Below are 12,317 nucleotides of genomic sequence, written 5' to 3'. Positions count from 1 at the left end.
GGAGGGTTGATGGAGTTCGACTTCGCGGCGGAACAGCCGAAGTTCCTCATGCTGATGTACGGGCTGATCGCTTTCGTCGCGGTGGTGGGCGGACTGCTCCTGCTCCTCGACGTGGTGCCGAGCTGGTTCGCCCGGCGCCGGGAGGCACAGCTGGTCGCCGCCTCGATGGCCGGCGTGCCGCTGCCCCGCCGGCGCAAGCAGCGCGAGGGCGCGTTCGCGTTCTTCTTCCTGCTGCCGACGCTGCTGTTGCTGGCCATCGGGCTGGTGGTCCCGGCCATCCGCACCACGCTGCTCTCCTTCATGGATTCCAGCAGCACCAACTGGGTGGGCCTGCAGAACTACGCATGGATGTTCTCCGAGGAATCGATCGTCCGGGTCCTGACCAACACCCTGATCTGGGTGATCCTGGTGCCACTGGTGGCCACCGGGTTCGGCCTGATCTACGCGGTCCTGGTGGACAAGGCCCGGTTCGAGGCGGTCGCCAAGTCCCTGATCTTCCTGCCGATGGCGATCTCGTTCGTCGGCGCCTCCATCATCTGGCGGTTCGTCTACGCCTACCGCGGTGAGGGCGACCAGATCGGCCTGCTCAACCAGATCGTGGTGAGTCTCGGCGGCGAGCCGAAGCAGTGGCTGCTCGAATCGCCGCTCAACACGTTCCTGCTCATCGTGATCATGGTCTGGATCCAGGCCGGTTTCGCGATGGTGGTGCTCTCGGCCGCCATCAAGGCCATCCCGGCCGACATCGTCGAGGCGGCCCGGCTGGACGGGGTCAGCCCGTGGCAGATGTTCTGGCAGATCACCATGCCGAGCATCCGGCCGGCGCTGGTCGTCGTGGTGGTCACGCTCTCCATCGCCACGCTCAAGGTCTTCGACATCGTCCGGACCGCCACCAACGGCAACTACGACACGAACGTCATCGCGACCGAGATGTACAACCAGGCGTTCCGCTACCAGGAGAACGGGCAGGGCTCGGCCCTGGCGGTGTTCCTGTTCGTCCTGGTGATCCCGATCGTGATTTACCAGATCCGCAACCTGCGCAAGCAGCGGGAGGGCTGAGATGACCACCGCCACGCCCACCGTCGGAGTCGGCGCCCAGGCCACCGAGCCGATCACCCGGGCCGCCCGGGTCCGCAAGCGCCTGAACAGCCGTACCGCCACGCTTGTGTCGATCGTCATCGCGGTGCTCTGGACGATCCCGACCTTCGGCCTGTTCATCTCCTCGCTCCGGCCGGAGGACGAGATCAAGACCACCGGGTGGTGGACGTTCTTCAGCAACCCACAGGTCACCCTGGAGAACTACCAGGAGGTGCTGTTCAGCACCGGCTCGTCCGGGCAGCTGGCCAGCTACTTCATCAACTCGCTGGCGATCACCATCCCCTCGGTGCTCTTCCCGCTCGCGTTCGCGTCGCTCGCGGCGTACGCGCTGGCGTGGATGAACTTCAAGGGGCGGGACTGGGTCTACATCGGGATCTTCGCGCTGCAGATCGTGCCGCTGCAGATGGCCCTGGTGCCGCTGCTACGGTTCTTCTCCACCGGCGTCACCCTCGGCGGCGTGCAGATCCTCCCGGCCTGGGACCTGGTCGACGAGCAGAAGTTCGCCCAGGTGTGGTTCGCGCACACCTGCTTCGCGCTGCCGTTCGCCGTGTTCCTGCTGCACAACTTCATCTCGCAGCTGCCCGGCGACCTGATGGAGGCGGCCCGGGTCGACGGGGCCACCCACCCGAAGATCTTCCGCACCATCGTGCTGCCGCTGATCGCGCCCGCGCTGGCGGCGTTCGGCATCTTCCAGTTCCTCTGGGTCTGGAACGACCTGCTGGTGGCGCTCATCTTCGCGGGCGGCGGCAACGAGACCGCCCCGCTCACCGTGCGGCTGGCGGAGCTGGCCGGCACCCGGGGCAACGAGTGGCAGCGGCTGACCGCCGGCGCCTTCGTGTCGATCGTCGTACCGCTGATCGTGTTCCTGTCCCTCCAGCGCTTCTTCGTGCGAGGTCTGCTCGCCGGCAGCGTCAAGGGTTGATCCGCGCCGCCGCCGCCGGCCTCCGGCGGCGGCGGTCGCGGACCGGAGGCGGGAACACCGATGACCAAGATTGACGACGTCGCCCGGCTGGCCGGGGTCTCCACGGCCACGGTCTCCCGGGCGCTACGGGGCCTCCCGACGGTCTCGGCCGCCACCCGGCACCGGGTGCTCGCCGCCGCCGAGCAACTCCAGTACGCGGTCTCGCCGAGCGCCTCCCGACTGGCCGGCGGGAAGACCGGCACCGTCGCCGTGGTGGTGCCCCGGATCACCCGCTGGTTCTTCGCCACCGTGGTGGAGGCGGTCGAGGCCCACCTCCACGAGCACGGTTACGACCTGCTGCTCTACAACCTGGGCGGCCGGGAGCAGACCCGGCGGCGCGTGCTGCGCACCGCCAGCCTGCACAAGCGGGTCGACGCCATCGTGCTGGTGGCCACCCCGCTGCGCCCCGCCGACGTGACCGCGCTGACCAAGCTGGAGCTGCCGGGGGTGACCGTCAGCTCCGGCAGCGGGGTGCCCGGCTGGCCCTGCGTACGCATCGACGACGTGGCGGCCGCCCGGACCGCCACCCGGCACCTGCTCGACCTCGGCCACACCCGGATCGCGCACATTTCCGGCGACCCGGACGACGAGCTGGCCTTCACCACCCACCTGGACCGCCGGCGGGGCTACCAGGCGGAGCTGCGCGCGGCCGGCATCCGGCCCGACCCGACCCTCGACGTCGAGTCGACGTTCACCATCGACGGCGGCACCCGAGCCACCGCCGAGCTGCTGGCCCGGGGCGAACCGCCGACCGCGATCTTCGCCGCCTGCGACGAGATGGCGATGGGCGCGCTGACCGCGCTGCGCGACGCCGGGCTGCGGGTGCCGCAGGACGTCAGCGTGATCGGCGTCGACGACCACGACGTGGCGGCGGCGCTCGGGCTGACCACCATCGCCCAACCGGCGGCCGAGCAGGGGCTGCTCGCCGCCCGGATCCTGCTCGATCCGCTCGGCGTCGGCGCTGCCGAACCGTACCCGGGGCTGGTGCCCGCGCCGCGCGGCGCGGCGGCCACCGGCGACCCGCCGACGCCCCCGGTGATCCTGCCCACCCGGCTGGTGGTGCGGGAATCGACCGCGCCGCCCCGGGCACACTGAAGGATCCGGCCGCCCGCGCGACGGCCGGGAACGACCGAGACGGTCACCGCACGACACAGGGAGAATGCTCTGAACACCGACGCGACGCAGCAGGAACCGGCCACCGGCTGGTGGACCGAGGCCGTCATCTACCAGATCTACCCGCGTTCGTTCGCCGACTCCAACGGCGACGGCATCGGTGACCTCCCCGGCATCACCGCCCGCCTCGGTCACCTCGCCGAGCTGGGCGTCGACGCGGTGTGGCTGTCGCCGTTCTACCCGTCGCCGCAGGCCGACGCCGGGTACGACGTGGCCGACTACCGGGACGTCGACCCGCTCTTCGGCACCCTGGCCGACGCCGACAAGATGATCGCCGAGGCGAAGGCGCGCGGGCTGCGGGTCATCGTCGACCTGGTGCCCAACCACACCTCGTCCCGGCACCGCTGGTTCGAGGCCGCGCTCGCGGCCACCTCCGGCAGCGCCGAGCGGCAGCGGTACGTCTTCCGGGACGGCAGGGGCCCGCAGGGCGCGCAGCCGCCCAACGACTGGCAGAGCGTCTTCGGCGGCCCGGCCTGGACCCGGGTGCCGGACGGGCAGTGGTACCTGCACCTGTTCGACTCCGGCCAGCCCGACCTGAACTGGGACAACCCCGAGGTGCGCGCCGAGTTCCTGGACATCCTCCGGTTCTGGCTGGACCGCGGGGTGGACGGCTTCCGGGTGGACGTGGCGCACGGCCTGATCAAGCAGGCCGACCTGGCCGACTGGCAGGAGCCGCAGGAGATCCTCTCCGGCCAGGAGGTCGACCAGCCCCGCCCGCCCATGTGGGACCAGGACGGCGTGCACGAGATCTACCGCGAGTGGCGCCGGGTGCTCGACGGCTACGACGGCGAGCGGATCCTGGTCGCCGAGGCCTGGGTCGAGCCGGCCGAGCGGCTGGCCCGCTACGTCCGCCCCGACGAGATGCACCAGGCGTTCAACTTCGAGTACCTGCTCGCCTCCTGGACCGCCCCGGCCCAGTACGCGGTGATCACCCGCTCGCTGGAGGCCACCGACTCGGTCGGCGCACCGACCACCTGGGTACTCTCCAACCACGACGTGGTCCGGCACGCGTCCCGGCTCGGCCTGCCGGTCGGCGGTGGCCGGCCGAACGGCATCGGCATCGGCGACCCGCAGCCGGACGCCGCGCTCGGCCTGCGCCGGGCCCGGGCGGCCAGCCTGCTGATGCTGGCCCTGCCCGGCTCGGCGTACCTCTACCAGGGCGAGGAGCTGGGGCTGCCGGAGCACACCACGCTCCCGGACGAGGCCCGGCAGGACCCGACCTGGGAGCGCAGCCTGCACACCCAGCGCGGCCGGGACGGCTGCCGGGTGCCGATCCCGTGGGAGGCCGACGCCCCGTCGTACGGCTTCGGGCCGACCGACGCGAGCTGGCTCCCCCAGCCTCCGAGCTGGGCCGAGTACGCGCTCGACCGGCAGCAGGGCGTGCCCGGCTCGACCTACGAGCTGTACCGCACGGCGCTGCGGCTGCGCCGCGAGCACGGCCTGGGCCGCGGTCCGCTGCGCTGGCTCTCCTCCGGTGACGAGGTGGTCATCTTCACCAACCGCGACCTCACCGTGCTGACCAACTTCGGCGCGGAGCCGGTGCCGCTGCCGGCCGGCGCGGAGGTGCTGGTGGCCAGCGCCCCGCTGGAGGGCGACGCCGTCGGCACCGACGTCACCGTGTGGTACCGCGGCTGAGGTGTGCGGCGGGCCCCCGGTCCACGCCACGCGGCGTGGACCGGGGCCTTTTGCTCACAGGCGGTCGGCGCGGGTGTGCAGGAGGTCGTGGACCGACTCGATGTCCCCCGGCGAGGTGCGGGCGGCCAGCCAGTACATGACGCCGGTGGGAATGAAGAAGAGCTGGAACGCGGCCAGCCCGACGGCATAGTTCAGCGGCGGCGGGAACGCCGCCCGCAGCCCGGCGAACGCCACCCCGACCAGCCCGTTGCCGGCCGCCCGGCCCACCCCGTTGACCAGGTTGCCGAGGCTGTAGACGGTGCCCCGGTGCTCGGGCGGGTTGACGTCCGCGATCAGCGCGAACCAGTTCGGCGAGTTGGCCGAGGTCAGCGCCAGGGCGAGCACGGCGGTGAGCAGGCTCAGCCCGACCGTGGGCTCGGTGACCACGCTGCGCAGCACCGCGCCGATCACCGCGCCGGAGCTGCCGCCGTCCGGCACGTCGATCCGGATCGGCACGAAGAACAGGACCAGGTAGAACGGCACCGCCACGAGGATGCCCACGGCCGCGACCAGGGCCCGCCCGCTCGGGGTACGCCGTTGCAGCGCGTCGCCGGCCAGCCCGCCCACGATCGACAGCACCCCGCCGAGCTGGAACAGGGTGGCGAAGACGCTGCCGACCACCACGGCGGTGGCCGCCGAGTAGCCCTGCGCCTCGGCCCGCTGGCTGAACAGCACCGGCAGCCAGACCAGCGAACCGAACGCGGCCTGCGCGGTCAGCCCCTGCAGGATCAGCCAGCGGTTGGTCCGCCGGGCCAGGATCCGGGGCAGGTCGGCGCGGCTGATCCGGTAGTCGTACTCGCCGCCCGCGTCAAGCGCCGCGGCCAGCTCCGGCTCGCTCTGCCCACGCCGGATGTCGTAGGTGAACAGGTACGCCATGGTGGCGGCCAGCCCGACCACGGTGAGCACCAGGAACGGGCGCCGCCAGTCGACGGCGCCGAGGATGCCGCCGGCCAGCGTGCCGGCCAGCGTGCCCACCCCCTGCGACAGCCCCCAGAAGCTCATCACCAGGCCCCGGCGGCGGGGCGAGATCAGGTCGGTGACCACCGAGAAGCCGACCGAGCCGACCGCGCCCAGCCCGACCGCCGCGACCAGCTGCGCGGCCAGGAACGTCGGGTAGTGCTGGGCCAGCGCGCTGCCCCCGGTGCCGGCCGCCCAGATCAGCGTGCCCACCATGAGCAGCGGCTTGCGGTTGGTCCGGTCACCCACGTACGCCCAGCCGACCGCGGCGACCGCGCTGACCAGGAAGCTCACCGCGGTGACCAGCCCGAGCAGCCGCTGCGGCACGCCGAGCGCACCGGAGATCGGCCCGTACAGCGGGGGAACCAGGCCGATCGCCACGTTGTCCAGGGAGGCCAGCAGCACGAACACGACCACGCTGTAGAGCCGGTGGGTCGCTCCCCCGCCCCGGGTGGTGCGCTCGGTGCCCAAGGTCATGCCTGGCACCCAACCAGGATCGGCCGCCGGCCGCCACCCGTCCCGGACTATCGCCGAGCACTCGCCGGCGGTCGCCGGGACATCGCCCCGGGGGGCCGGGCCGGGCGGGGCGCCGCCGGCGGTACGGGACCGCCGGCGGCGCCCGCGACTCAGCCCGCTACCCGGTCGACGACCAGGTCCCGGGCGCGCGCGTAGCGCTCCCGGATGGCGGGCACCGGCTGCGCCGCGTACTCCTCGGTGTCGGCGAGGGTCCACGACGGCGGCGCCGCGCCGCCGAGGGCGACCCAGGCGGCCTGGCGGGCGGCCCCGTCGGCGACGTACTCGCCGGGCGGCGGGACCACCACGGGGCGGCCGAAGACCTGGGGCGCGATCCGGCGTACGGCCGCGGAGCGGGCCCCGCCGCCGACCAGGATGATCCGGTCCGCGCGGGCCCCCTGCGCGGTCAGCGCGTCGAGGCCGTCGGCGAGCGCGCAGAGCATGCCCTCGACGGCGGCCCGGGCCAGGTGGGCCGGGCTCGACGTGCCCAGGGTGAGGCCGTGCAGGGCGCCGGTGGCGGTGGGCCGGTCCGGCGTCCGCTCCCCCTCCAGGTACGGCACCATGACCAGCCCGTCCGCGCCGGGCGGGGCGGCCAGGGCCAGCTCGCTCAGCTCGTCGTGGCCGACCCCGAGCAGCGCCGCGGCGGCGTCCAGCACCCGGGCCGCGTTGAGCGTGCAGACCAGCGGCAGGAACCGGCCGGTGGCGTCGGCGAAGCCGGCCACCGCGCCGGTCGGGTCGGCGGCGGGCGTGTCGGCCACCGCGAACACGGTGCCCGAGGTGCCGATCGAGACGACCACGTCGCCCGGCCCAGCCCCCACGCCGAGGGCGGCGGCGGCGTTGTCCCCGGTGCCGGGGCCGAGCAGGACGGGTCCGGCCGCGCCGTCGGATCCCGGCAGCACCGCCGGGTCGAGCCGGCCGGCCGGCTCCGCCGGGCCGAGCACCTCCGGCACCCGCACCCGCCGCCCGAGGGCCCGCTCCAGCAGGTCCAGCCGGTATCCGCCGGTTCGCGGTGACCAGTAGCCGGTGCCGCTGGCGTCGCCCCGGTCGGTGCGCAGCGCGTCCAGCCCGGGCGCGCCGGCGAGCCGCCAGGTGAGCCAGTCGTGCGGCAGGCAGACCGCCGCCACCCGCTCGGCGTTCGCCGGCTCGTGCCGGGCCAGCCAGCGCAGCTTGGTGGCGGTGAAGCTGGCCACCGGCACGGAGCCGGTCTCGTCCGCCCAGAACCGGCGGCCGGCCTCGCCGGCGCCGGCCTCGGCGACCAGGTCGCGGGCGGCGTCGGCGGACCGGGTGTCGTTCCAGAGCAGCGCCGGCCGGACCACCTGGCCCGCCTCGTCCAGGCAGACCATGCCGTGCTGCTGGCCGGCGACCGCCACGGCGGCCACGTCGGCCAGCCCGCCGGCCTGGCCGACGGCCGCCAGCAGCGCGTCCCACCAGGCGTGCGGGTCGACCTCGGTGCCGTCCGGGTGCGGCGCGCGGCCCTGCCGGACCAGCGCGCCGGTCTCCGCGTCCCGGACGACCACCTTGCAGGACTGGGTGGACGAGTCCACCCCCGCGACGAGCGGCATGGCGGCCGGCCTCAGCGCGCGCCGAGCAGGTGCTCGACGGCGAGCTGGTTGAGCCGCACGAAACCGAAGCCCTTCGCCCCGGCGGCCGCCGGGTCGAACTCCTCGAACGCCGAGCGGTCGGCGAGCAGCTCGGCGTAGCCCTCACCGTCGCCCAGGGTCGGCGTGGCCAGCTCGCCGACCTTGCTGGCGGCCAGCGCCTCGGCCACCTCCGGGTCGGCCCGGAACGCCGCGGCCCGCTCCTTGAGCAGCAGGTAGGTCCGCATGTTCGCGGCCGCCGAGGCCCACACCCCGGTCATGTCCTCGGTCCGGGACGGCTTGTAGTCGAAGTGCCGGGGCCCGTCGTACGCGGGGCCGCCGTTCGGGCCGCCGTTCTCCAGCAGGTCGACCAGGGCGAACGCGTTGATCAGGTCGCCGTGGCCGAAGACCAGGTCCTGGTCGTACTTGATGCCGCGCTGGCCGTTGAGGTCGATGTGGAACAGCTTGCCCTGCCAGAGCGCCTGGGCGATGCCGTGCGCGAAGTTCAGCCCGGCCATCTGCTCGTGCCCGACCTCCGGGTTCAGCCCGACCAGCTCCGGGCGGGCCAGGGTGGAGATGAAGGCGAGCGCGTGCCCGACGGTGGGCAGCAGGATGTCGCCGCGCGGCTCGTTCGGCTTCGGCTCGAGGGCGAAGCGCAGGTCGTAGCCCTGGTCGACGACGTACTGGCAGAGCAGGTCCACGGCCTCCCGGTAGCGGTCCAGGGCCGAGCGGACGTCCTTGGCCAGGTCGTACTCGGCGCCCTCCCGGCCACCCCACATGACGAACGTCTTCGCGCCCAGCTCGGCGGCGAGGTCGACGTTGCGCAGCACCTTGCGCAGCGCGTACCGGCGCACGTCACGGTCGTTGCTGGTGAAGCCGCCGTCCTTGAAGACGGGGTGGGTGAAGAGGTTGGTGGTGACCATCGGCACCACCAGGCCGGTCTCCTCGAGGGCCTTGCGGAACCGGGCGATGTGCTGGTCCCGGGTGGCCGCGTCGGACCCGAACGGGACCAGGTCGTCGTCGTGGAAGGTGATCCCGTACGCGCCGAGCTCGGCCAGCTTGTGGACGGCCTCGACCGGGTCCAGGTCGGGCCGGGTCGCGTCGCCGAACGGGTCACGGGCCGGCCAGCCGACCGTCCAGAGCCCGAAGGAGAACTTGTCGGCAGGGGTGGGACGGGGTGCCATGGCGGACCTCCGGTGGTGTTGTCGCCAATTTGTTCAACGGTTGAATTAAATGACCGCGGTGTGGCAGTGTCAAGGGGTGACCAGCACGAGCACCGCCGGGGCGGTCCGGCAGGGCAGCCTCCGCGAGCTCAACCTCGCGGTGGTCCTCCGGCGGATCGCGGCCGCCGACCGCCCACCCTCGCGCGCCGAGATCGCCGCCGCGACCGGGCTGACCCGGGCCACCGTCTCCGCCGTCGTCGACGACCTGATCGCCGGCCGGCTGGTCGCCGAGGCGGACCCGGCGCCGCGCAGCGGGGCCGGACGGCCGGCCCGCGGGCTGGTGCTGGCCGCCGACGGCCCGGCCGGGCTCGGGCTGGAGATCAACGTCGACTACCTGGCCGCCTGCGTGGTCGACCTGACCGGCACGGTCCGCCACCATCTGGTACGCCGGGCCGACCTGCGCCCGGTCTCCCCCGCCGACGCGCTGGCCCGGCTGGCCGCGCTCGCCGCCGAGGCCCGGGCGGCGGCGGTACGCGACGGGCTGACCCTGGCCGGCGCGGCGCTCGCGGTGCCCGGCCTGGTGGGCGAGGGCGGGCGGGTACGGCTCGCGCCCAACCTGGGCTGGCGGGACGTGGACGTTCCCGGGCTGCTCGCCGGCCGGCCGCTGGTCGAGCCGGTGGCGGGGATCCCGCCGCTGCTGGTGGAGAACGAGGCGAACCTGGCCGCCCTCGGCGAACTGCACGCCGGGCCGCCCGGACCGGCCAGCTTCCTGCACGTCTCCGGTGAGATCGGCATCGGTGCCGGGATCGTCCTCGACGGGGCGCTCTACCGGGGCGCCCGCGGCTGGAGCGGCGAGATCGGGCACATCCCGGTGGACCCGCGCGGGCGTCCCTGCCGCTGCGGTGGCCAGGGCTGCCTGGAGCGGTACGCCGGTCAGGAGGCGATCCTGGCCGGCGCCGGGCTGGCCGGCGCCGACCTGCCCGCCGACACCGCCGCGGCCCGGCTGGCGGACCTGGCCAGGGCCGGCGACCCGGCCACCCTGGCCGCCCTGGCGGACGCCGGCACCGCGCTCGGGGTGGCCGTGGCGGGCGTGGTCAACCTGCTGGACCTGGACACCGTGGTGCTCGGCGGCGGGTACGCCCCGCTCGCCCCCTGGCTGCGCCCACCGGTGGTCGCGGAGGTCTCCCGGCGGGTCCTCACCGCCGCGTGGTCACCGGTCACCATCCGCCCGGCGGCGCTCGGCGCCCAGTCCGCCGCGGTCGGCGGGGCCGCCTCGGTGGTCCGCCGCATCGTCGATCAGCCGGTCGGCTGGCTGGCCCGGTCCGGCTGACCCGGGCGCTGCCCGGTGCGGCTCCCCGGCCCCCCTCGGTACGCTTGCCGGCAGGCAACCGAACCGGCAACCGAGGGGTGTACCGACAGCATGCGTACAGGTCCACCGGCCGGGGCGCGCCGCGAGCGGCGGTGACGACGGCACCCCGGGGTGGCCCCGCCGGGCCGGTCAGCGGCGGCGGTCAGGCCGCCCCGTCCCAGGTCCGCCCGGTGGCCGGGAGCACGCTGCCGGCCGACCCGCACCTCGCCCGGGAGCTGCTGGACGGCCTCGCCGAGGCGGTCGTCACCACCGACCACGGCGGCCGGGTGACCCTGGTCAACGCGCTGGCCGGCGCGCTCTTCCCGGAGCTGCGCCCCGGCACCGACCTGGCCGGTGGCGCGCTGCCCGGCCTGGCGGACGCGGTCCGCGCGGGCGCCGACACCTTCGACGCCGAGCACCACGGCCGGCACCTGCACGGGCTGCGGCGTGAGCTGCCCGGCGGGCGCAGCGCCTGGTACGTGCGGGACGTCACCGAGGAACGGGCCCGCGCCGCGGCGCTGCTCGCCGAACGCTCCCGCACCCGGTTCCTGGCCCAGGCCGGCAGCCGGCTCGGCCTCTGCCTGGATCGGGAGCAGGCGCTGCGGGCCGCCACCACCCTGCCGGTGCCCTACCTGGCCGACGCGGCGCTGGTCGTGCACCGCCCGCCACCCCCGGCCGGGCCGGTCCCGCACTGGATCCGGTACGCCGCCGGGGACCCCGGTCCGGCCGCCGGCGTCGGCGACCCGGCCCTGCTCGGCGCCGTACCGGGGCTGGTCGGGGCCCTCGACGGCGACGCACCGGAGCCGGGCCCCTGGCGGGGGGCCGAGCTGACCGGGGTGCTGCCCGCCGGCTTCGGCCGGCCCGGCGCCGTGCTGGTCAGCCCGATGGGCGGCGCCGGCGGCCCGGCCGGCGCGCTGATCCTGGTCCGCCGCCCCGACCGGCCCGGGTTCGACCGGCGGGAGCTGGCCCTCGCCCGGGAGTTCGCCGCCCGGGCGGGCGCCGCGCTGGCCGCCGCCCAGCTCTTCGGCGAGCAGGCCCACCTGGCCCGCGTCCTGCAGCACAGCCTCCTCCCGCCGGACCTGCCCCCGGTGGCGGGCATGGCGCTGGCCGGCGGCTACCGGGCGGCCGGCGACGGCCTGCGCATCGGCGGCGACTTCTACGACCTCTTCCCCACCGGGGCGGGCGCGCTCTTCGCGCTCGGCGACGTGTGCGGAAAGGGGGTCGGGGCGGCCGTGCTGACCGGCCGGGTACGCCAGTCCCTGCGCACGCTGCGCCTGGTCGAGCCGCGGCCGCGGGAGCTGCTGGGCCTGCTCAACCGGGCACTGCTCGACGCGCCGGACGCGGCCCGGCGGGCCCAGTTCACCACCCTGCTGCTGGGCGCCCTGACCTGCGAGCCGGACGGCGGGCTGCGGGTCCGGCTGGCCGGCGGCGGGCACCCCGACCCGCTGGTGGTCCGGGCCGGCGGTGGGATCGAGCCGGTGCGGGTGGGCGGCATGCCGGTCGGTGCGCTGGCCGCCGCCCGGTTCGGCGTGGCCGAGGTACGGCTCGCGCCGGGCGACCTGCTGGTGGCGTACACCGACGGGGTGACCGAGGCCCGCGGCGGCCCGGGCGGGCTGGAGATGTTCGGCGAGCCGCGGCTGCGCGCGGCGCTGGCCTCCGTCGCCGGCCGGCCGCCGGCCGACCTGGTGGACCGGCTGCTCCGGCTGGTGGACGGGTGGCTCGGTGGGCAGGTCCACGACGACATCGCCATGCTCGTCGTGGCCCCGGCCCCGGCCTGACCGCCCAGCCTGACCCGCCCAGCCCTGACCCGCCCGGCCGACCGGGCCCCGGCGGGGGCGCCGGGCCGACGGTCGGTG

At 75.0% G+C, this 12,317-nt stretch carries 9 protein-coding genes; 6 read left to right on the top strand and 3 right to left on the bottom strand.

Going from position 1 to position 12,317, the window contains the following annotated elements; genetic code table 11:
- Positions 1–9 precede the first annotated feature (9 nt).
- The 4 genes from AB0I11_RS13315 (at position 10) to AB0I11_RS13300 (ending at position 4,864) form a co-directional block, all read left to right on the top strand.
- Positions 10–1,056 carry a sugar ABC transporter permease gene (locus AB0I11_RS13315; protein WP_357318420.1) on the top strand — a complete coding sequence of 349 codons (1,047 nt, stop codon included), beginning with the start codon at positions 10–12 and terminating at the stop codon, positions 1,054–1,056.
- Position 1,057: 1 nt separating this feature from the next.
- Positions 1,058–2,017 carry a carbohydrate ABC transporter permease gene (locus AB0I11_RS13310; RefSeq protein WP_357318417.1) on the top strand — a complete coding sequence of 320 codons (960 nt, stop codon included), beginning with the start codon at positions 1,058–1,060 and terminating at the stop codon, positions 2,015–2,017.
- Positions 2,018–2,077: 60 nt separating this feature from the next.
- The gene (locus AB0I11_RS13305) at positions 2,078–3,151 is read left to right on the top strand and encodes a LacI family DNA-binding transcriptional regulator (RefSeq protein WP_357318414.1); all 1,074 of its coding nucleotides are present in this window, start codon (positions 2,078–2,080) and stop codon (positions 3,149–3,151) included.
- A gap of 69 nt (positions 3,152–3,220) precedes the next feature.
- The gene (locus tag AB0I11_RS13300) at positions 3,221–4,864 is read left to right on the top strand and encodes a glycoside hydrolase family 13 protein (RefSeq protein WP_357318730.1); all 1,644 of its coding nucleotides are present in this window, start codon (positions 3,221–3,223) and stop codon (positions 4,862–4,864) included.
- 54 nt (positions 4,865–4,918) lie between these two features.
- Here AB0I11_RS13300 and AB0I11_RS13295 read toward each other — a convergent pair whose 3' ends face one another.
- The 3 genes from AB0I11_RS13295 to xylA all read right to left on the bottom strand — a co-directional run bounded on the left by AB0I11_RS13295 (position 4,919) and on the right by xylA (position 9,134).
- Complete coding sequence (locus AB0I11_RS13295) at positions 4,919–6,337, bottom strand: MFS transporter (protein WP_357318411.1); 1,419 nt, start codon at positions 6,335–6,337, stop codon at positions 4,919–4,921.
- 149 nt (positions 6,338–6,486) lie between these two features.
- Positions 6,487–7,935 carry a xylulokinase gene (gene xylB / locus AB0I11_RS13290; protein ID WP_357318408.1) on the bottom strand — a complete coding sequence of 483 codons (1,449 nt, stop codon included), beginning with the start codon at positions 7,933–7,935 and terminating at the stop codon, positions 6,487–6,489.
- An 11-nt stretch (positions 7,936–7,946) separates the two neighbouring features.
- Complete coding sequence (xylA, locus tag AB0I11_RS13285; protein WP_357318405.1) at positions 7,947–9,134, bottom strand: xylose isomerase; 1,188 nt, start codon at positions 9,132–9,134, stop codon at positions 7,947–7,949.
- Between the two features lie 49 nt (positions 9,135–9,183).
- Here xylA and AB0I11_RS13280 point away from each other — a divergent pair, with 49 nt between their 5' ends.
- Positions 9,184–10,443 carry an ROK family transcriptional regulator gene (locus AB0I11_RS13280; RefSeq protein ID WP_357318402.1) on the top strand — a complete coding sequence of 420 codons (1,260 nt, stop codon included), beginning with the start codon at positions 9,184–9,186 and terminating at the stop codon, positions 10,441–10,443.
- Between the two features lie 131 nt (positions 10,444–10,574).
- Positions 10,575–12,239 carry a PP2C family protein-serine/threonine phosphatase gene (locus tag AB0I11_RS13275; protein WP_357318399.1) on the top strand — a complete coding sequence of 555 codons (1,665 nt, stop codon included), beginning with the start codon at positions 10,575–10,577 and terminating at the stop codon, positions 12,237–12,239.
- Positions 12,240–12,317 lie beyond the last annotated feature (78 nt).

This window comes from Micromonospora sp. NPDC050495 (genome assembly GCF_040655175.1).
Taxonomy (GTDB): domain Bacteria; phylum Actinomycetota; class Actinomycetes; order Mycobacteriales; family Micromonosporaceae; genus Micromonospora.
Note: the sequence above shows the minus strand (reverse complement) of the source record. Positions and strands in the feature narration are given on the sequence as shown.

Bases quoted from the DNA above. Each gene is read 5' to 3' on its own strand.
- AB0I11_RS13295 (WP_357318411.1), bottom strand. From the start codon at position 6,337: ATGACCTTGGGCACCGAGCGCACCACCCGGGGCGGGGGAGCGACCCAC.
- AB0I11_RS13280 (WP_357318402.1), top strand. From the start codon at position 9,184: ATGACCGCGGTGTGGCAGTGTCAAGGGGTGACCAGCACGAGCACCGCC.
- AB0I11_RS13315 (WP_357318420.1), top strand. From the start codon at position 10: ATGGAGTTCGACTTCGCGGCGGAACAGCCGAAGTTCCTCATGCTGATG.
- AB0I11_RS13305 (WP_357318414.1), top strand. From the start codon at position 2,078: ATGACCAAGATTGACGACGTCGCCCGGCTGGCCGGGGTCTCCACGGCC.
- xylB (WP_357318408.1), bottom strand. From the start codon at position 7,935: ATGCCGCTCGTCGCGGGGGTGGACTCGTCCACCCAGTCCTGCAAGGTG.
- xylA (WP_357318405.1), bottom strand. From the start codon at position 9,134: ATGGCACCCCGTCCCACCCCTGCCGACAAGTTCTCCTTCGGGCTCTGG.
- AB0I11_RS13310 (WP_357318417.1), top strand. From the start codon at position 1,058: ATGACCACCGCCACGCCCACCGTCGGAGTCGGCGCCCAGGCCACCGAG.